At 61.0% G+C, this 19,787-nt stretch carries 18 protein-coding genes and 1 pseudogene; 12 read left to right on the top strand and 7 right to left on the bottom strand.

The window, feature by feature from the left end; genetic code table 11:
* Positions 1 to 12: 12 nt before the first annotated feature.
* The 10 genes from LK440_RS12460 to recO all read left to right on the top strand — a co-directional run bounded on the left by LK440_RS12460 (position 13) and on the right by recO (position 10,514).
* Positions 13 to 498 (top strand): sigma-E factor negative regulatory protein, encoded by a 486-nt coding sequence (locus tag LK440_RS12460; RefSeq protein ID WP_005012195.1) that lies wholly within the window; start codon positions 13 to 15, stop codon positions 496 to 498.
* Positions 498 to 1,532 carry a MucB/RseB C-terminal domain-containing protein gene (locus LK440_RS12455; RefSeq protein ID WP_005012197.1) on the top strand — a complete coding sequence of 345 codons (1,035 nt, stop codon included), beginning with the start codon at positions 498 to 500 and terminating at the stop codon, positions 1,530 to 1,532. The genes LK440_RS12460 and LK440_RS12455 overlap by 1 nt, the downstream gene beginning before the upstream one ends.
* A 40-nt stretch (positions 1,533 to 1,572) precedes the next feature.
* Positions 1,573 to 3,075 (top strand): Do family serine endopeptidase, encoded by a 1,503-nt coding sequence (locus LK440_RS12450; protein ID WP_005012204.1) that lies wholly within the window; start codon positions 1,573 to 1,575, stop codon positions 3,073 to 3,075.
* Positions 3,076 to 3,159: 84 nt separating this feature from the next.
* Positions 3,160 to 4,380, top strand: a complete 1,221-nt coding sequence (locus tag LK440_RS12445; RefSeq protein WP_005012205.1) for an ISL3 family transposase — start codon at positions 3,160 to 3,162, stop codon at positions 4,378 to 4,380.
* A gap of 186 nt (positions 4,381 to 4,566) precedes the next feature.
* The gene (locus LK440_RS12440) at positions 4,567 to 5,517 is read left to right on the top strand and encodes an IS481-like element IS481 family transposase (protein ID WP_005012067.1); all 951 of its coding nucleotides are present in this window, start codon (positions 4,567 to 4,569) and stop codon (positions 5,515 to 5,517) included.
* Positions 5,518 to 5,584: 67 nt separating this feature from the next.
* Entirely contained in the window at positions 5,585 to 7,378 is a 1,794-nt protein-coding gene (gene lepA / locus LK440_RS12435) for a translation elongation factor 4 (protein WP_005012208.1), read from the top strand.
* 23 nt (positions 7,379 to 7,401) lie between these two features.
* Positions 7,402 to 8,286, top strand: coding sequence for a signal peptidase I (lepB, locus tag LK440_RS12430; RefSeq protein WP_005012210.1), 885 nt, complete (start codon positions 7,402 to 7,404; stop codon positions 8,284 to 8,286).
* Between the two features lie 5 nt (positions 8,287 to 8,291).
* The gene (rnc, locus tag LK440_RS12425; protein WP_005012212.1) at positions 8,292 to 9,047 is read left to right on the top strand and encodes a ribonuclease III; all 756 of its coding nucleotides are present in this window, start codon (positions 8,292 to 8,294) and stop codon (positions 9,045 to 9,047) included.
* Entirely contained in the window at positions 9,044 to 9,934 is an 891-nt protein-coding gene (gene era / locus LK440_RS12420; RefSeq protein ID WP_005012216.1) for a GTPase Era, read from the top strand. The genes rnc and era overlap by 4 nt, the downstream gene beginning before the upstream one ends.
* Positions 9,927 to 10,514 (top strand): DNA repair protein RecO, encoded by a 588-nt coding sequence (gene recO / locus LK440_RS12415; protein WP_005012220.1) that lies wholly within the window; start codon positions 9,927 to 9,929, stop codon positions 10,512 to 10,514. The genes era and recO overlap by 8 nt, the downstream gene beginning before the upstream one ends.
* A 22-nt stretch (positions 10,515 to 10,536) precedes the next feature.
* Here recO and LK440_RS12410 read toward each other — a convergent pair whose 3' ends face one another.
* The 6 genes from LK440_RS12410 to LK440_RS12385 form a co-directional block, all read right to left on the bottom strand.
* Positions 10,537 to 11,628, bottom strand: a complete 1,092-nt coding sequence (locus LK440_RS12410; protein WP_005012223.1) for a GGDEF domain-containing protein — start codon at positions 11,626 to 11,628, stop codon at positions 10,537 to 10,539.
* Between the two features lie 9 nt (positions 11,629 to 11,637).
* Positions 11,638 to 12,858 carry an ISL3 family transposase gene (locus LK440_RS12405; RefSeq protein WP_005011985.1) on the bottom strand — a complete coding sequence of 407 codons (1,221 nt, stop codon included), beginning with the start codon at positions 12,856 to 12,858 and terminating at the stop codon, positions 11,638 to 11,640.
* 408 nt (positions 12,859 to 13,266) lie between these two features.
* Positions 13,267 to 13,977 (bottom strand): Bax inhibitor-1/YccA family protein, encoded by a 711-nt coding sequence (locus tag LK440_RS12400; protein ID WP_005012225.1) that lies wholly within the window; start codon positions 13,975 to 13,977, stop codon positions 13,267 to 13,269.
* A 92-nt stretch (positions 13,978 to 14,069) separates the two neighbouring features.
* Positions 14,070 to 14,318, bottom strand: coding sequence for a hypothetical protein (locus tag LK440_RS12395; RefSeq protein WP_005012227.1), 249 nt, complete (start codon positions 14,316 to 14,318; stop codon positions 14,070 to 14,072).
* Between the two features lie 18 nt (positions 14,319 to 14,336).
* Positions 14,337 to 14,774 carry a DNA polymerase III subunit chi gene (locus tag LK440_RS12390; protein ID WP_005012228.1) on the bottom strand — a complete coding sequence of 146 codons (438 nt, stop codon included), beginning with the start codon at positions 14,772 to 14,774 and terminating at the stop codon, positions 14,337 to 14,339.
* A 17-nt stretch (positions 14,775 to 14,791) separates the two neighbouring features.
* The gene (locus LK440_RS12385; protein WP_005012229.1) at positions 14,792 to 16,306 is read right to left on the bottom strand and encodes a leucyl aminopeptidase; all 1,515 of its coding nucleotides are present in this window, start codon (positions 16,304 to 16,306) and stop codon (positions 14,792 to 14,794) included.
* 54 nt (positions 16,307 to 16,360) lie between these two features.
* On the opposite strand from LK440_RS12385, the gene lptF reads away from it, so the two are divergent.
* Positions 16,361 to 17,470 carry an LPS export ABC transporter permease LptF gene (lptF, locus tag LK440_RS12380; RefSeq protein ID WP_025341346.1) on the top strand — a complete coding sequence of 370 codons (1,110 nt, stop codon included), beginning with the start codon at positions 16,361 to 16,363 and terminating at the stop codon, positions 17,468 to 17,470.
* 8 nt (positions 17,471 to 17,478) lie between these two features.
* Here lptF and LK440_RS12375 read toward each other — a convergent pair.
* Positions 17,479 to 18,402: pseudogene (locus tag LK440_RS12375) on the bottom strand (LysR family transcriptional regulator).
* Positions 18,403 to 18,559: 157 nt separating this feature from the next.
* On the opposite strand from LK440_RS12375, the gene LK440_RS12370 reads away from it, so the two are divergent.
* Entirely contained in the window at positions 18,560 to 19,777 is a 1,218-nt protein-coding gene (locus LK440_RS12370) for an ABC transporter substrate-binding protein (RefSeq protein ID WP_005012237.1), read from the top strand.
* The last annotated feature ends 10 nt before the right edge of the window (positions 19,778 to 19,787 follow it).

Below are 19,787 nucleotides of genomic sequence, written 5' to 3'. Positions count from 1 at the left end.
GGAGTGGCAGTCATGCAAACAGCAGCCAAGTCCGTGATCGCCGAAGCCTCATTCGAGGAATCGGTTTCCGCCTGGATGGACGGAGAAGGATCAGAGGACTTTTTGAATCAACTGATGTCCCCTCAGGGTCGTAAGACCTGGGACAGCTACCATGTGATCGGGGATGCCTTGCGCAGCTCCGATCTGGTGATCAATCCGAGCAAGGACTTCCAGTCCCGATTGGCGCGCGCCCTGGATGCGGAGTTGCCCATAGTGGCCGCGCCACGGCGCCGTTCGCCTTTGCGATTTGGGTTGTCCGGTCTGGCGGTGGCTGCCGCCGTGGCGACGGTGATCTGGGTGGCGCAACCCTTGGTGTCGTCGGGCCCCAGTCTGTCGACTCCCGTGTTGGCGGATGCCAGCCGCGATGATCCCGGCCTGCGCGACTACCTCGAGGCTCACCGCCAGATGGCTGGCCCCAGCGCCGTGCGGCAGGTCTCGTTCGAGACCGGAGCACGCTGATGGCACGGCGGCAGGACATGTGCTCTGACGGGCGCATGACGCGTCCCCAGCGGCAATGGGCAAGTATGGCAGCCGTGGTGTTTTGCGGTGTGCTGGCGTGGTCGGCTGCTGCCCGGGCGGAGACGGCCGCCGACGATCCGGTCAAGTTGCTGGCCAATATCCAGCAGGCCGCACGTTCGCAGGATTATGCGGGCGTGTTCATGTATCAGCAGGGCGATACCATGCAGTCGTCGCGCCTGGTGCACCTCATCGACGGGACCGGCGAACGCGAGCGTCTGGAGATCCTTGATGGCCAGCCGCGAGAATATCTGCGGCACAACGAAGATGTGCAGTGCCTGATTCCCGAGCACAAAACCGTATTGCTGGAGCGCCGTCGCGGCGATCGTTTTCCGGGTTTGTTGCTGGGTGATCCCAAAGACCTTGCCGATCACTACGTCGTACGTGCCGAGTCCAAGTTGCATCGGGTCGCAGATCGTCAGTGTCGTCTGATCACGATAGAGCCGCGCGACACCATGCGTTATGGCTATCAACTGTGCGCCGATGTCGACACCAATCTGTTGCTCAAGGCGCAAACCATAGACGGCAAACGTGGCGTGGTGGAGCAGGTGTCGTTCTCGTCCTTGCGTGTCGGGGGCGACGTTGACGCCGGATTGCTCAATTCGCGCTGGGACACCCGCGATTGGCGAGTGATGGAAGCCGATATGAAGCCGGTCGACCTGGCCGCTCAGGGGTGGCGTATCCCTGCGCCGGAAGGTTTTGTTGTGGTCATGCAGGTTGCAAGACAGATCGGCAAGGGAACGGTTAGCCAGGTTGTGTTGTCAGATGGTTTGGCGGCAATTTCTGTTTTTATTGAACCTTATGACGGATCTCGCCACCAACATACACCTGCTGGGCTTGTCCAGCATGGCGCCATCAACATCTATGGAACCCGCATTGCGGACTATTGGATGACGGTGTTGGGCGAAGTCCCCGCGGCAACGTTGGAGAGTTTGGCTCAAGCTACGGAATACGTGCCCGTATCGTCGTCTAAATAAGAAACCTGATAAAGGTCAGGAGTCTTTCCGGAGCTCTCACATGAAAAAAAACGATTCGTCCACCCTGTATGTTCGCCGCCTCTTTGCTGCCCTGATGATGGGGGCGGCGTTGACGCTGGCGCAGGCCCCGCTGGTTGCTCACGCGCAAACCCCGGTTGCCGGTGGAGTGTTGCCAGATTTCACCTCCATCGTTGAAAAAGCCGAGCCGGCCGTCGTCAACATTCGCACCACAGCAACCGTTCCCGCACGCGGTGGCCCTGGCGGCCCTGGTGGCGCAGGCGGTGGCGGCGACCCCTACGAACTGTTTCGCTGGTTCTTTGGGCCGGATTTCCAGCCGCCTGGCGCGGCCCCTGGACAGCGCCGGCAACAGCCGCAGCCTCAGGGAGAGGAGCGTACCGTGCCGCGTGGCGTGGGGTCGGGCTTCTTCATCTCCGATGACGGCTACATCATGACGAACAATCACGTCATCAGCGATGCGGCCGACATTATCGTTACGCTGACCGACGGCCGTGAGTTCAAGGCCAAGGTCATCGGTTCGGATGAGCGCACCGACGTGGCCCTCATCAAGATCGACGCCAAGGGCATGACGGCGTTGCCGGTCGGTGACACGAAGAAGCTCAAGAAGGGGCAGTGGGTACTGGCCATCGGTTCGCCGTTCGGTCTGGACTCCACGGTGACTTCCGGTATCGTCAGCGCCATCGGCCGCGACACCGGCGAGTATCTGCCTTTCATTCAGACGGACGTGGCCGTGAATCCGGGTAACTCGGGTGGTCCGTTGTTGAACATGCAAGGCGATGTGGTCGGCATCAATTCGCAGATTATTTCGCGTAGCGGTGGCTTCATGGGTATTTCCCTGGCCATTCCCATCGATGAAGCAATGCGTGTGGTGGATCAACTGCGCACGACCGGTAAGGTCACGCGCGGCCGCATCGGTGTGCAGATCGGTGAGGTGGGTAAGGACGTGGCCGAGGCTATCGGTCTGCCGCGCGCCGAAGGCGCCTTGGTCAGCAGCGTCGAGCCTGATGGTCCTGCCGACAAGGCCGGCGTCCAACCTGGCGACGTCATCCTGAAGTTCAATGATCAGGCCATCAAGCGTTGGTCGGATCTGCCGCGTGTGGTGGGCGATACCAAGCCGGACGCTACGGGCAAGCTGAAAGTCTGGCGCAAGGGTAAGACGGTGACCCTGGATGTCAAGGTTGCCGAGCTCAAGGTTGAGCAGACCGCTGCGGCAGGCAAGGGCGGCAAGGATGCCGCTCCTGCGGTTGACAATCATCTCGGCCTGAGCGTGACGGACGTGCCCGCTGATACGCAGAAGAAGCTGCGCATCAAGGGCGGTGTGCTGGTGCGTGCCGCCGAAGGCGCCGCGGCTTCGGCGGGCCTGCAAGAAGGCGACATCGTGTTGGCCATCAATGATGTCGATGTGGTCAATGCTGCTCAGTTCGCCAAGGCGGTAGGCAAGCTCGACAAGGGCAAGACCGTGGGTCTGCTGGTTCGCCGCGGCGATCAAAGCCAATGGGTAGCGGTGCAGCCTTCCAGCAAATAAAAGGTTCATCGCGGAATAGCGTGGAGCCGTGCTTGATTGCCGTTACGCTTGATCCTTGATTTTTCAAGGATCAAGGCCGGGATCATGCTGGACCGCAAGACGATCGAGAGGTTGGGTGGGTGGGAAGGTTATCGGGTGGAGCGGGTCGTGTGGCCTGAAGGTGAGAGCCGGACGGTCACGATTTACCTGAAGCCTTCAGCGCGAACGATGCACTGCGAGCACTGCGGCAACCGATGTCGGCAGGTGCATGAGACGACCACGCGCCGGGTGCGGGATCTGCCGCTAATGGCGCTGCGAGTGACGCTGGTAGTGCCGCGTCGGCGGGTCTGGTGCGAGCAGTGCGGTGGACCGCATCTGGAGAGGCTGAGCTGGCTGGGCCGTTACCAGCGAGTGACCGACCGGCTGGCCGAGGCGGTCAGCCAGTTGCTTGAGTCCAGCAACATTCTGGCCGTGGCGCGCTTCTTCCAACTGGGTTGGCACACGGTCAAGGCGCTGGACAAGGCCCTGCTGCGACGGGCGATCCAAGAGCCGGACTGGAGCCAGATCCACTACCTAGCGATGGACGAGTTCGCTCTACACAAGGGCCATCGTTATGCCACGGTCGTTGTCGATCCGATCCGCCGTCAGGTGCTATGGATCGGTGATGGCCGCTCGCGCGAGACGGCCAGAGCCTTCTTCGAACAACTGCCAACTGGGGTTGCCCAGCAGATCCGGGCCGTAGCGATCGACATGACGACGGCCTATGAGCTGGAGATCCAGGCCAACTGCCCCAACGCCGAGATCGTCTACGACCTGTTCCACGTCGTGGCCAAGTACGGCCGTGAAGTGATAGACCGGGTGCGTGTAGACCAAGCGAACCAGTTGCGGCACGACAAGCCGGCCCGCCGGGTGATCAAGTCCAGTCGCTGGCTACTGCTGCGCAATCGCAAAAACCTCGATCCGTGCCAATCGGTAAAGTTGGACGAGTTGCTCCAGGCCAACCAGCCCTTGCTCACCGCTTATCTGATGCGCGATGAGCTCAAACAGCTGTGGTTCTACCAACACCCCGGCTACGCCCGCCAGGCATGGGATCACTGGCTGCAACAGGCTCAGGGCAGCGGCATCGCCGCCTTGGCTCACTTCGCGCTCAAGCTAAAAGCCTATCTGCACGGGATTCTGTCTTGCTGTCGCCACCGGCTCAACACCAGCATCGTCGAGGGCATCAACAACACCATCAAAGTCATCAAGCGCCGCGCCTACGGCTACCGCGATCAGAAGTACTTCTTCCTCAAGATCCGGTCTGCATTCCCCGGTATTCCTCGATGAACCAAATAAAAGCCAAGACCGGCTAAAATGGCTGGTTGCCGCAAGAGGGGGCGCATGGCGCCCCCTCTTATTTTGGCGCTGCCGCTAGGTGTGAAGATTCAATAGGTTGTATGCATGGTTCATCCGAACCGGATTTGAGAAACTGGAAATCGCCAACCCCCCAGTTCACTCAAGGAGCCCGGCCGGATGAACACCCATAAGCATGCCCGATTGACCTTCCTACGTCGACTCGAAATGGTCCAGCAATTGATCGCCCATCAAGTTTGTGTGCCTGAAGCGGCCCGCGCCTATGGGGTCACCGCGCCGACTGTGCGCAAATGGCTGGGCCGCTTCCTGGCTCAGGGCCAGGCGGGCTTGGCCGATGCGTCCTCGCGCCCGACGGTCTCGCCCCGAGCGATTGCGCCGGCCAAGGCGCTGGCTATCGTGGAGCTGCGCCGCAAGCGGCTGACCCAAGCGCGCATCGCCCAGGCGCTGGGCGTGTCAGCCAGCACCGTCAGCCGCGTCCTGGCCCGCGCCGGTCTGTCGCACCTGGCCGACCTGGAGCCGGCCGAGCCGGTGGTGCGCTACGAGCATCAGGCCCCCGGCGATCTGCTGCACATCGACATCAAGAAGCTGGGACGTATCCAGCGCCCTGGCCACCGGGTCACGGGCAACCGACGCGATACCGTTGAGGGGGCCGGCTGGGACTTCGTCTTCGTGGCCATCGATGACCACGCCCGCGTGGCCTTCACCGACATCCACCCCGACGAGCGCTTCCCCAGCGCCGTCCAGTTCCTCAAGGACGCAGTGGCCTACTACCAGCGCCTGGGCGTGACCATCCAGCGCTTGCTCACCGACAATGGCTCGGCCTTTCGCAGCCGCGCCTTCGCCGCGCTGTGCCATGAGCTGGGCATCAAGCACCGCTTTACCCGACCTTACCGCCCACAGACCAATGGCAAGGCCGAACGCTTCATCCAGTCGGCCTTGCGTGAGTGGGCTTACGCTCACACCTACCAGAACTCCCAACACCGAGCCGATGCCATGAAATCCTGGCTACACCACTACAACTGGCATCGACCCCACCAAGGCATCGGGCGCGCTGTACCCATCTCCAGACTCAACCTGGACGAATACAACCTATTGACAGTTCACAGCTAGGCGTGCCCGCGCTGCCGCCTGTCGCGGCCCTCGGTCTGTGCTACGTCCCTATTTTATAATTTCATCTATGCAGCATATCCGTAACTTTTCCATCATTGCCCACATCGACCATGGCAAATCGACATTGGCCGACCGCCTCATTCACCGTTGTGGCGGCCTGGCGGATCGCGAAATGTCAGCTCAGGTGTTGGACTCGATGGATATCGAGCGCGAGCGCGGCATAACGATCAAGGCGCAGACTGCGGCGCTGCAGTACAAGGCTCAGGACGGCAAGATCTACAACCTCAACCTGATCGACACACCGGGGCATGTGGACTTCTCCTACGAGGTCAGCCGCTCGCTGTCAGCATGTGAGGGGGCGCTGCTGGTGGTCGATGCCTCGCAGGGCGTAGAGGCGCAGACCGTGGCCAACTGTTATACCGCCATCGATCTTGGCGTTGAGGTGCTGGCGGTCCTGAACAAGATGGACCTGCCCCAGGCCGATCCAGATGGTGCGCGCCAGGAAGTCGAGGATGTGATTGGCATCGATGCCACGGATGCCGTGCTGGCCAGTGCCAAGACAGGGATGGGGATCGACGAGATCCTGGAAATGGTCGTCGCGCGTGTGCCGCCGCCCAAGGGCGACCCAGCGGCGCCATTGCAGGCCCTCATCATTGACTCATGGTTCGACAACTACGTCGGCGTGGTGATGTTGGTGCGTATCGTCAACGGCGTGCTGCGGCCCAAGGACAAGATTCTGCTGATGGCTTCGGGCGCGACGCATCTGTGCGAGCAGACAGGGGTGTTTACGCCCAAATCGCAGCAACGCCCCCATCTGTCCGCGGGCGAAGTGGGTTTTGTCATCGCGGGCATCAAAGAGCTGGCCAATGCCAAGGTGGGCGATACGATTACCCTGGCCGGCAAGCCGGCAACCGAACCGTTGCCTGGCTTCAAAGAGGTCCAGCCGCAGGTGTTCGCCGGTCTGTATCCGGTCGAGAGCTCCGAATACGATCAGTTGCGTGATTCGCTGGAGAAACTCAAGCTCAACGACGCGGCGCTGATGTTCGAGCCGGAAGTCTTGCAAGCCTTGGGGTTTGGCTTTCGCTGCGGCTTTCTGGGCCTGCTGCACATGGAAATCGTGCAGGAGCGGCTCGAGCGCGAGTTTGACATGGACATCATCACCACCGCGCCGTCGGTGGTCTATGAGGTTCAGGAGCGCGATGGCACGGTGCTGACCATCGAAAGCCCGTCGCGCATGCCTGACGTGGGCAAGATTGCCGATATTCGAGAACCCATCGTCAAGGTCACCTTGTTCATGCCCCAGGAGTATGTGGGGCCGGTCATGACGCTGTGCAACAACAAGCGCGGCACGCAGATCAACATGACCTACCACGGACGCCAGGTGCATTTGACCTATGAGATTCCGCTGGCCGAGATCGTGTTGGACTTCTTCGACCGCTTGAAGTCGGTCTCGCGCGGCTATGCCTCCATGGACTATGAATTCCTGGAGTACCGATCCGCGGACGTGGTCAAAGTGGACTTGCTGATCAACAGCGACCGGGTCGACGCCCTGGCGATGATCGTTCACCGCTCCAATGCGCGCTATCGTGCGCGCGAGGTTGTCTCGCGCATGCGTGAGCTCATCCCCCGTCAAATGTATGACGTGGCCATTCAAGCCGCTATCGGTGCGGAAGTGATCGCTCGCGAGAACGTCAAGGCATTGCGCAAGAACGTGCTGGCCAAGTGCTATGGCGGCGATATCAGCCGCAAGAAAAAACTGCTGGAAAAGCAGAAGGCCGGCAAGAAACGCATGAAGCAGGTCGGCACGGTCGAGATCCCGCAAGAGGCCTTTCTGGCCATTCTGCAAGTCGAAGACAAGTAGCAACCGTATAGGCGGTAGAGACAATGAGCTGGAATTTTGCCCTCATCCTTTTTGTGCTGTTGGTCGTGACCGGCGTGATCTGGGCGCTGGATCTGCTGATCTGGCGCAAGGCGCGCAGGCGTCGCGCCCAGGCCGCGGCCGAGCAGGTGCAGGCCGCCGGTATCAGCGACCCGGCAGAGGCCGAGCGTTTGCGCCAGGATGCCGTCGATCAGGCCAACAAGATGCCCTGGTGGATCGAGTACGCCGTAAGTTTTTTTCCGGTCATTCTCTTCGTGTTCGTATTGCGCTCCTTTGTGGTCGAACCCTTCCGCATCCCTTCGGGTTCAATGTTGCCCACCTTGCAATCGGGCGATCTCATCCTGGTGAACAAATTCGGCTACGGCATACGCTTGCCGGTCATCGACAAGAAGGTGATTGATCTGGGTTCGCCGCAACGTGGCGATGTGGTGGTGTTCCGTTATCCGGTAGATCCTGATGTGGATTACATCAAGCGCATCGTCGGGCTGCCTGGCGATGAGGTTGCCTACCTGGACAAAAAGCTATACATCAACGGCGAACTGGTCCCTCACGTGCGTGATGGCGATTATTTTGAGCCGGATCGCGTGTCCTATGTGGCTCAATATAAAGAGAAATTAGGAGGCGTTGAGCACAAAATACTGCTGGATGAAAACAAATTCCAGGATTTTGGGCCAATCTGGAAATTTCCCAACATGGAGAACTGCCAGTACTTGCGCAATGGAGTACGCTGCAAGGTACCCGAAGGCCAGTACTTCGCCATGGGTGATAACCGTGACAATAGTGCCGATAGCCGTTACTGGGGTTTTGTTCCTGACAGTAATATCGTTGGCAAGGCATTCTTTGTCTGGATGAATTTTGGCGACTTGAGCCGTATAGGCCGTTTTCACTGATAGTCATGTCCTTAGCCACGCTGGAAACCCGCCTCGGTCATCATTTTGGCGATCAGGCATTGCTTGAGCAGGCGCTCACGCACCGTAGCCACGGTGCGCGCCACAACGAGCGCCTGGAGTTTCTCGGCGACTCCGTACTGAACTTCGTCGTCGCCGCCATGCTGTTCGAGCGTTATGCCAAGCTGGACGAAGGCGATTTGTCGCGCGTGCGCGCCAACCTCGTCAAGCAGGCGTCGCTGGCCGATATCGCGCAGCGCCTCGATTTGTCGCTTTATCTGCGTCTCGGAGAAGGCGAGTTGAAGAGCGGAGGATTTCGACGCCCGTCCATCCTTGCCGACACGGTCGAGGCATTGTTTGGCGCCGTGTTTCTCGACGCCGGGTTCGCCGCAGCGCGTACGGTGATCGAGCGCCAGTACGACCCGGTGCTCGCCAGCGTCGATCCGCAGACCCTTGGCAAGGACGCCAAGACGCTGCTGCAGGAGTTCTTGCAGGGCCGTAAGATGGCCTTGCCCATTTACACCGTGGTCGCTACGCACGGGGCCGCGCACAGTCAGCAGTTCGAGGTGGAGTGCGCTATTCCAGCTCTCGAAATCAAGGTGACGGCCGGTGGCGCAAGCCGCCGTGCCGCCGAACAATCCGCCGCCAAGCTGGCCCTGGAGGCCGCCCAGGCGGTCAGTCCGCGAGTCGCGCGCAAAGGCGGCCGCGCGCGCAAGACGGCACAACTGTCGCTGCCGGTGGCAGTGGCTCAAGAGGTTAAATGAGTTCCCAAGCTTTTCGTACCGGCTTCGTCGCTATCGTGGGCCGCCCCAATGTGGGCAAGTCCACCCTGACCAACGCCCTGATCGGTTCCAAGATTTCTATCGTCTCGCGCAAGGCGCAGACCACCCGGCACCGCATTCATGGTGTGCTCACGCGCGAGCATGAACAGTTTGTCTTCGTCGACACGCCGGGATTTCAGACCCGTCACGGCGGCGCTATGAACCGCATGATGAATCGCGTCGTGACGCAGGCCCTGGCCGATGTCGATGTGGTCGTGCACGTGGTGGAAGCCGGAAAGTGGTCTGAGGGGGACGCCAAGCTTTTGCCCTTGCTGCCCAAGGCCGAGCGCACGATACTGGCCATCAGCAAGATCGATGCGCTGAAAAATCGTGACGATCTCTTCCCCTTCGTGGCCAAAATCATGGCGCAGCATCCCTACGGCGCGGTGGTGCCGGTAAGCGCCACCAAGAATCAGCAGCTCGATCAGTTACTGGCAGAAATTGCCCAGCGCCTGCCGGAAGGCGAGGCCATGTTCGAAGAGGACACGCTGACGGACCGCTCTATGCGTTTCATCGCCGCTGAGCTCGTGCGCGAAAAGATTTTCCGTCTGGTCGGCGACGAACTGCCTTACGGCTGTACGGTCGTCATCGAGCAATGGGAAGAGAGCGACGCGCATGCACGCATCGCGGCCTGCGTCGTGGTCGAACGCGACAGCCATCGTCCCATTCTGTTGGGCTCGGGCGGCCAGCACATGAAGCGCATCGCCACTGAAGCGCGCCAGGATATCGCCAAGCTACTGGACAAGCCAGTGCATCTGGAGGTGTATATCAAGGTGCGCAAAGGCTGGTCGGATCGCGAGGGTGCGTTGCGCGATCTGGGTTATGAGTAAGCGCGCTCAGCGCGTTCACGATAATCGTGCCTATATGCTCCACGCCACGGCGTGGCGCGAAACTTCGCTCATCGTCCAGGCTTTTTCTCGCGATCACGGCTGCGTGGCTCTCGTCGCCAAGGGCGCCAAGAGGCCTTATTCCGTATTGCGGCCTGTACTGTCGGCCTTTCAGCCGCTGTTGATGTCCTGGACTGGCGCGGGCGAGGTCAAAACATTGATGCGCGCCGAGGTCGCCGGGATGCACCCGCTGGGCGGCGCATCACTGATGTCCGCCTGGTATCTGAATGAGCTGCTGCTGCGGCTATTGCCGCGCGAAGACGCACATCCCCTTTTGTTCGATGCTTACGAAACGGCCTTGCAGCAATTAGCCGGGGGTTCGAGAGCCGCTGGGGCATTGCGCCGTTTCGAATGGATTTTGCTGCGTGAAACCGGATACGGGATCGACGATCAGGAGCCGGATTTCAATGACCTGAGCATCGAGCCGGATCTGCGGCGCGATCTGCGCGAGCGTCTGGAGACTCACCTGGTTGGCCGTCCGCTTGCGACCCGGCGTGTGCTGATGGAGTTGCAGCGGCTTTGATGCCTGGCTTGGACGGCCCGACTCAGGCCGTCTGTATCGTGTCTGCCGGGGTAGCAGCGTCAGGCCGCACAGTTTCGACACGATTGCGTCCAGATGTCTTGCCGCGATAAAGCGCGAGGTCAGCATCCTGCAAGGCATGATCCAATGCAAGCGCCTCATGAAACGGTCTGGAAACGGCGATGGTCGCCGTACAGCGGATGTACTCCTGGGGGTTGCTGGTCCGTATGGCAAGGCGGGCGATGGCCAGACGGATATCCTCGGCCAGGCGCATGGCGGACTGCTCCGGCTGCATGCAGATAATGATGAACTCCTCCCCACCCATCCGACATATCAGATTCGTTTTCGGAGCCGTCGCGGTTAGCACCTCGCCGATATGGCTCAGCACACTGTCGCCGACCAGATGGCCGTAGGTGTCATTGATCTGCTTGAAGTGATCGATATCCATCATCAGCAGCTGCACGGGCGCGGCGTGGCGCGAACGGAAGTGGGCGGCCAGTGAATCCGTCAGTCCGCGGCGATTCAGAAGCCCGGTCAGCGGGTCGCGGGTGGCCAGTGTTTGCAGTTCGTCGGTCAGGCGTCGCAGTACCAGCCAGACCGTGGCCGGCGGCAGTACGGTGCCGAGAAACGACATATACAGATAGAACACCATCTGGAAGCGGCTGCCCATATCGAGCAACCCTGCGCTGAGGATCATGACCAGCTTGGCGGCATTGAGTACGCAGATACCAGCGATCAGGGCCGCGAAGATAGCCATTTCTACAGGCATGTCCCGGGCGTAGGTTCTCATGCCGCGCAGGGCCGCGAGGGACATTCCCAGAAAGAGCAGGGCACAGGATCCTGCCAACAGAGCGTGGCGCGCTTCTGTCCCCCATGCTGTCTGAACCGCCAACTGAGCTGCCGTGTACAGCAATGCCAGGATCAGCAACGGTTTGCGGACGGCGGTCGGGCGATTGAAGAACCGCATGGCGCCCAGCAAATAGGCCACAGGAGCGCAAAGCGTCAGTGTATGGTTGACCAGGCTGAGAACCAACCCGTCTGACGAGTGGCCGAGCAACTGCAGCACATAGGCACAGCCAAGCATGAGGTTGCCAAACGCGAATACCTCCAGCCCCATTTTTTTGGTTCATCGAGGAATACCGGGGAATGCAGACCGGATCTTGAGGAAGAAGTACTCCTGATCGCGGTAGCCGTAGGCGCGGCGTTTGATGACTTTGATGGTGTTGTTGATGCCCTCGACGATGCTGGTGTTGAGCCGGTGGCGACAGCGAGACAGAATCCCGTGCAGATAGGCTTTTAGCTTGAGCGCGAAGTGAGCCAAGGCGGCGATGCCGCTGCCCTGAGCCTGTTGCAGCCAGTGATCCCATGCCTGGCGGGCGTAGCCGGGGTGTTGGTAGAACCACAGCTGTTTGAGCTCATCGCGCATCAGATAAGCGGTGAGCAAGGGCTGGTTGGCCTGGAGCAACTCGTCCAACTTTACCGATTGGCACGGATCGAGGTTTTTGCGATTGCGCAGCAGTAGCCAGCGACTGGACTTGATCACCCGGCGGGCCGGCTTGTCGTGCCGCAACTGGTTCGCTTGGTCTACACGCACCCGGTCTATCACTTCACGGCCGTACTTGGCCACGACGTGGAACAGGTCGTAGACGATCTCGGCGTTGGGGCAGTTGGCCTGGATCTCCAGCTCATAGGCCGTCGTCATGTCGATCGCTACGGCCCGGATCTGCTGGGCAACCCCAGTTGGCAGTTGTTCGAAGAAGGCTCTGGCCGTCTCGCGCGAGCGGCCATCACCGATCCATAGCACCTGACGGCGGATCGGATCGACAACGACCGTGGCATAACGATGGCCCTTGTGTAGAGCGAACTCGTCCATCGCTAGGTAGTGGATCTGGCTCCAGTCCGGCTCTTGGATCGCCCGTCGCAGCAGGGCCTTGTCCAGCGCCTTGACCGTGTGCCAACCCAGTTGGAAGAAGCGCGCCACGGCCAGAATGTTGCTGGACTCAAGCAACTGGCTGACCGCCTCGGCCAGCCGGTCGGTCACTCGCTGGTAACGGCCCAGCCAGCTCAGCCTCTCCAGATGCGGTCCACCGCACTGCTCGCACCAGACCCGCCGACGCGGCACTACCAGCGTCACTCGCAGCGCCATTAGCGGCAGATCCCGCACCCGGCGCGTGGTCGTCTCATGCACCTGCCGACATCGGTTGCCGCAGTGCTCGCAGTGCATCGTTCGCGCTGAAGGCTTCAGGTAAATCGTGACCGTCCGGCTCTCACCTTCAGGCCACACGACCCGCTCCACCCGATAACCTTCCCACCCACCCAACCTCTCGATCGTCTTGCGGTCCAGCATGATCCCGGCCTTGATCCTTGAAAAATCAAGGATCAAGCGTAACGGCAATCAAGCACGGCTCCACGCTATTCCGCGATGAACCTTTTTTTTGCAATGCAATCGGGCGCTGATCAGCCTGAACATGAGGCAGAAACAGAACAGATGCAGGCAAAGCATGCCCAGGATGACGGAGGAAACCAAACGTGGACTCACATGGATAAACGACCCGTGCCGTGCGTCGGATCCGCATCTTCAAGCACAGAGGCGGGCCCAATATCCAATAGGGGTCTGTGAGGCCACGCGCGCCATTTTAGCCTTCTTGTGATGAGATTCAGCCCCATCTCTGACGGGCTCGACGCGGGCAGAAAAAAAACCGCCTGCGTAGGCGGGTTTGGGCCGGTTTTCAGGCCCGGGGAACATGCACCCCGATCAATCGCGGTTGCCGCCGAAGATACCCAGCAGCATCAGCAGATTGGAGAACACGTTGTACACATCCAGGTAGATGGCCAGCGTAGCTGTCACGTAATTGGTTTCACCGCCGTTGACCACACGCTGCAAGTCCACCAGCATGAAGGCCGAGAAGATGACAATGGCCAGAACGGAGATGGTCAACATCAGCGCAGGCAGTTGCAGAAAGATATTGGCCAGGGCGGCTAGGATGATGACCACAGCGCCCGTGAACAACCACTTCTGCATGCTCGAGAGATCGCGTTTGATGGTGGTGGCCAGTGTCGCCATGGTGCCGAAGACGACGGCGGTACCGCCAAACGCCATCATGACGAGCTGCGAACCATTGCCAAGACCGAGTACGAAGCCCAGCAGCCTCGAGAGCATGACGCCCATGAAGAAGGTGAAAGCAAGCAACAACACCACGCCCAGCGAACTGTTTTTGTTTTTCTCGATCGCGAACATCAGGCCGAAGGCACCGACCAGGAAAATAATGGCCGACATCCCGGGGCTGGCGCCCATGACTCGGTTGATGCCGGTGTACAGGCCGACCGCCGCGCCCAGCACGGTGGGGATCAGGGACAGGGCGAGCAGCCAGTAGGTATTACGCAATACCTGTTTGCGGACGACTTCGCCCGGCGCGCCGGCAATGGGGCCGGAACGATTAAAGGGGGACGGACGGTATTCGCTCATGTGGACTCCTGTTTGGCGAGGTTCGCCTGATAGTACTTAGAATGACAGCATACCTGACGGTTTCCTGAAAAATCCAGTCGGGGAAATCAGGGTCAGCCCGGCCGAAGGCGCTGCATGGCGCGCTCGACAATACCGGGTAATTCGGCCTCCAGGCGGGCGCGCATGTCGGCCGCGGCTTGATTGGCTGCCTGATCGATAGCCTGTTCAAGCTCGGCCTGCAGCAAAGCCCGTAGTACCGGATCTGACGCCGGGTCGGGCGGCTCATCTTGCGAGGCCGGATGGGGCTCGTCGAGCCGCTCGGTCAGGGTCGGGATACCGGGATCAGTGTAAGGAGCAGGCATGGCAGGACGGTGTGCCGCTTAAGCACCACGGCTCAGGTCGTGGCTTTGTGGTTGATGTCCGGCAGACACATAGTCGCGCCAGCGTGCGCGCGCTGCGGCCTTGTCTTCAGGACTGGCCGAGACGATCTCGAGCACGCGCGCGAACCCTGCGTAATTCGGCGGGCAGGCATCGTCCAGGTTGAGCAGCCAGGCTTGGGGCGCGAGCGTCAGGGCTTGGGTGGGGTCGGCGGCGGTGAGCACCACGGGCGTGTCGGCCGCCAGTGCATCCTGGGCCAACACGTGCGGCACGAAAGCGGTGTCGTCGAACGCCCAGAGCATCCGATCGAAAGCCGTCAGGCGGTTCGCGTCAGCGCAATAGACGACGAGCCGCTGGCCAGCCAGAAAGCGCTTGCGCGCTGTCTGGCACGCTGCCCGCAAACGGTCCGGGGCACCAAAAGCGAAATCGATCCGGGTCATGCGGGCAGGGTGGTCCGTCAGTCGTTGGTGTTGAGCAGGTACTGCATCAACAGAGGTACAGGGCGACCCGTTGCGCCTTTGTCCTTGCCGCCTCGCCAGGCCGTGCCAGCGATGTCCAGATGGGCCCAGGGATAGGCTTTGGTGAATCGGGACAGAAAGCAGGCGGCAGTAACCGCGCCAGCCTGGGGCCCGCCGATATTGGCGATGTCGGCAAAGTTGGACTTGAGCTGCTCCTGGTAGGCGTCGTCCAGCGGCATGCGCCAGACAGGGTCTTGTGCCTGGCGGCCGGCCGCCAGCAGAGCATCGGCCAGTGCGTCATTCTTGGAGAACAGGCCGCTGTTTACGCTACCCAACGCAACGACGCAGGCGCCGGTCAGGGTGGCGATGTCGATCACCGCGGACGGCTTGAAGCGTTCGGCGTAAGTCAGCGCGTCGCACAGCACCAGGCGGCCTTCGGCGTCGGTATTGAGGATCTCGATCGTCTGGCCCGACATGCTGGTTACCACATCGCCAGGCTTGTTGGCCTTGCCGCTGGGGAGATTTTCGCAGGCGGCGACCAGACCGACGACCTCCATGGCCGGGGCCAATTCGCCCAGGGCGCGGAAGGTGCCCAGCACGCTGGCTCCGCCGCACATGTCGTATTTCATCTCGTCCATGGTGGCGGCAGGCTTGAGCGATATGCCGCCGGCATCGAAGGTGATGCCCTTGCCCACGAGAACCACGGGACCCGCAGCGGCTTTGGCCTTCTTGGCGGCAACCGGCTTGCCGTTGTACCGCAGCACGATAAAGCGCAGCGGTTCTTCGGAGCCGCGTGCCACCGACAGGAACGAACCCATGCCCAGCGCCTCGATCTGCTTGCGATCCAGGACGTCGACCTTGATAAGGGTTTTGAAGTCGCGGGCCAGCTTGCGAGCAGTCTCGCCCAGGTAGGTGGGGGTGCAGATATTGCCGGGCAGGTTCCCCAGCGTACGCGCCAGCTCCATGCCATTGGCGATGGCCTGACCTTCGCGCAGACCCAGTTGAGTCTGTGCCGTGTCGGCGCGCTCGACGATCTGCGTGATCTTCTTGAGTTTGGGGCGGGCGTCGCGATCGGCTTTGCCGAACGTGGCGTCGTAGTGGTAGGTGGCCTGGCCAGCGGCAATCGCCGCGGCCCGGGCACGATCGCGCAGACCGAGGGTGTCGATCGGCAGCGCAACGAGCGTCGACACCCCTTCGGCCAGTTGGGCGTTTACGCAATAGGCGGCAAAAGCCTGTTCGGCGCCGCTGTGGGCGCGGGCGTTGTATTCTTCCTGTTTGCCAAGACCGACGAGGATGACGCGCTGCGCTGCCACGGCAGTCAGGTTGCGTAGCACCAGGACGCTGCCAGCACGGCCGCGGAACTCGGTTTTGGTGACGGCGCGGATAGCGCCATTGCTCGCCCGGTCGATCAGTTCGGCGGCGGGGCTGAGTACGCCATCGGCGTAGACGCCCACGGCCAATGCCGCAGTCTTGATCTGGTGCAGGGAAGCAGTGGTCTGTGTGCTAAATTCCATGAAGATTTCCCGAGTGCGTCGCACGTTGCGGACGATTATCCCGCATATTCTCACATGTCTCTATTCAAACGGTCTGTCGTCAGCGAGATTACAAGTCACGCCGGCGTGGTGTTTTCCACTCTAGTAGTAGTGTGGCTGAGCGTTCTGCTGGTGCGCTTGCTGGGCGAGGCCGCGGGCGGGTCCATCGGTGCCGACGTGGTGCTCGGCCTGGCGGCGTTTTCCACTATTACGGCGTTGCCGACCATTCTGGCGGTGTCCTTGTTCATTGCGGTGCTGACTACCGTCACCCGCAACTATCGCGAATCCGAAATGGTGGTCTGGTTCGCCAGCGGCCTGTCGCTGGCTGACTGGCTACGGCCCGTGCTGCGCGTGGCCGTGCCGATCGCGGCCGTGGTGGCTGGTTTGACGCTGGTGGCCTCGCCATGGGCCTATCGCCAGATTGGCGAGTATCGCGAACGCTTCGAGCAGCGCTCTGATCTGTCCAAGGTGGCGGCGGGTCAGTTTGCCGAGTCGGGGCGCGGAGATAGGGTTTTCTTCACTGAGGACCCCGTCAATCCGCGCGACGAATTGGGAGCGGTATTTGCTCGGGCGATCGATCCCGAGTGGTTCAGTGTGCTGACGGCCAAGAGCGCCTGTGGCGAAACGCTGGACAATGGCGATCGGTTCCTGGTGCTGTCGGGTGGCCATCGGTACGACCTCAAACCCGGCACGCCCGAGGTCCGCCTGACAAATTTTGAAGAGTACGGCATCCGCCTTGAAAGCAAGGCGGGCGATGATCCCATCGCCGAGGCGCGAGCGGCGGCCGAACGCTCGAGCAAGGCGCGTTCCACGACGCAATTGATGCAAGACAACACGAATAGTTCATGGTCACAGATCATGTGGCGGGTTTCCATGCCGCTGGCGGCCCTGAATCTGGCATTGCTGGCCATTCCGCTAGGCGCGGTCAATCCCCGCCTGGGCCGCTCGGGGGATTTTCTGATCGCCGGGCTAGTGGGCCTGTTCTACATGAACCTCATCAACTTGTCGCGCGCCTGGATCAGTAGCGGAAAACTGCCCTTTGGCATTGGGGTCTGGGTGATCCACGCCATCGTGCTGGCCCTGACGATTTTCTTGCTCTACAGGCGGCTGCGCGTGAAAGCGCCCAAGCCTGCGAAAGCCGCGTAGGCCGCAGATCACACTCCGTCGGTGATCAGTTCGCCGGCCCTGCCGGCAAACAGCGCCTGGTTGCGCTCGGCGGCTTCGCGCATGAAGTCCCACAGCAGACTGACCCGCTTGAGGCGGTAGAGATCTTCGTGGCAATACATCCAGAAGCTGCGCGTGATGGCCACCTCTGCGCTCAATACAGGAGTAAGCCTGGGATCTTGCGCGGCAATGAAGCACGGCAGAATCGCCAACGACTGGCCTTGCAGGGCGGCGTGGTATTGCGCTACTACACTGGTGCTGCGCAGCACGACCCGGCTATTGGGCAGTAAGTCTTCCAGGTATCACAATCGTTCGCTAAAAAGCAGTTCGTCTACGTAGCCGATAAAGCTGTGGCCGGCGAGGTCCGTGCGCGAACCGATATGCGGATGGCGCGCGAGGTATTGCGGCGTACCGTAGAGCATCAGCGTGTAATCGCATAGGCGGCTGCATATATAGGGACCACGTTGTGGCCGCTCGATGGTAATGGCCAGATCCGCTTCGCGCTTGGATAGGCTGACAAAGCGCGGCACGGGCAGAATATCCAGCGTGATATGGGGATATCGGCGCTGGAAGTCCGCGGCCAGGGGGGTGACGACGTAGCTGCCGAAACCTTCGGTCGCACCGATGCGGATATGGCCCGATAGTGCCTGCCCGATGCCCGAAAGACTCTCGCGCGCGCTGTGCATGGTGCTTTCCAGTTGTTCGGCATGGACAAAGAGCCGGTGCCCGTCGTCGGTCAATACAAAGCCGGCACTGCGCGACTTCTCAAACAGCAAACTGCCCAGTTCGGCTTCCAGAGCGCGGATGCGGCGCGCCACGGTGGTGTGTTCGACCCCCAAGGTGCGGGCCGCGGCACTGACCCGCTGGCTGCGTGCCACCTCAAGAAAGTAACGCAGACTGTCCCAGTCGAGCATGGCGAAATGGCTTCCCGTGGCGAGGCTGTTTTGTTGTGTATTTATGCACAAGACATGTGCATTTTGTGGTGTTGCTTGTGGATTTTCACACATCTACACTAGCCTGAGCTACCGCCTTCGAGGACGGTTGGCCAAAAAAAACACAGGAGACAAGTTCATGACGATGCATGCGTGCGCAAAGGCCGCTGGCCTGTGCCTGGGTGCTTTGCTGGTAGGGCAAGCCATGGCGGCGGATAAGCCGCCGGTCAAAATCGGTGTATTGACAGATATGTCGGGGACCTACGCGGCCATGGGTGGGGCCGGGTCGGTCGCAGCGGCGCAATTGGCCATCGACGATTGCTTGGCCGCCGAATGCAAGGGCATGAAGATTGAGCTGGTCTCCGCTGACAACCAGAACAAGGCGGATGTGGGCGCGGCGCGGGCCCGTGAGTGGTTTGACCGGGACGGTGTGACTGCCATTGCCGACCTGACCAATTCAGCCGTTGCGTTGGCCGTGCAGGGTATCGCGCGGGAAAAGAACAAGGTGGTGATGTTTTCCGGTCCGGCCACAACCGCGCTGACGAACAAAGAATGCTCGCCGGTCGGCTTTCATTGGATGTTCGACACGTACTCGCAGTCTGCCGGCGGTGCCAAGGCCACGGTCAAGGCCGGTGGGAAGTCCTGGTATTTCGTGACGGTGGATTATGCCTTCGGGCACTCATTGGAGGCCGATACTGCCAAAGCCGTGAAGTCGCTTGGCGGCACCGTAGCTGGCAGCGTTCGCCATCCGCTCAATGCGCCGGATTTCGCCTCGTATCTGTTGCAGGCACAAAGCTCCAAGGCCCAGGTGGTGGCTCTGGCCAATGGCGGCCAGGATACGGTCAACGCCGTCAAGCAGGCACGCGAGTTCGGCATCGTCGACGGCGGGCAGCGGCTGGTTTCGTTGCTGATTTTCCTGTCGGATCTGCGAGCGCTGGGGCTGGAGAATGCCCAGGGGCTTGCCTACGTCGACGGGTTCTACTGGGATTACGACGATGCCTCCCGGCAGTGGTCCGCGCGTTTCGAGAAAGCCTTCCGTGGTCTGAAGCCCACCATGACGCAGGCCGGAGTCTATTCAAGCGTATTGCATTACCTGCGTGCCGTGGCCGCTGCTGGCAGCACGGATGGCAAGGTGGTGGCCGCCAAGATGCGTGAATTGCCGATCAAGGACCCCATTATGCGCAACGCGTCCATCCGCCCCGATGGACGTGTGATTCACGACATGTACCTCTATGAGGTCAAGAAGCCGGCCGACTCCAAGGGCGGCTGGGATTATTCCAAACTGGTGGCGACGATTCCCGCCGCCGAAGCCTTTCAGCCACTGGCCGATTCGAGCTGCCCATTGGTCAAGCACTGATCGCAAATCC

The sequence above is a fragment of the Bordetella holmesii genome (genome assembly GCF_020735985.1).
In the GTDB taxonomy this organism is placed as follows: Bacteria; Pseudomonadota; Gammaproteobacteria; order Burkholderiales; family Burkholderiaceae_B; genus Bordetella; species Bordetella holmesii.
Note: the sequence above shows the minus strand (reverse complement) of the source record. Positions and strands in the feature narration are given on the sequence as shown.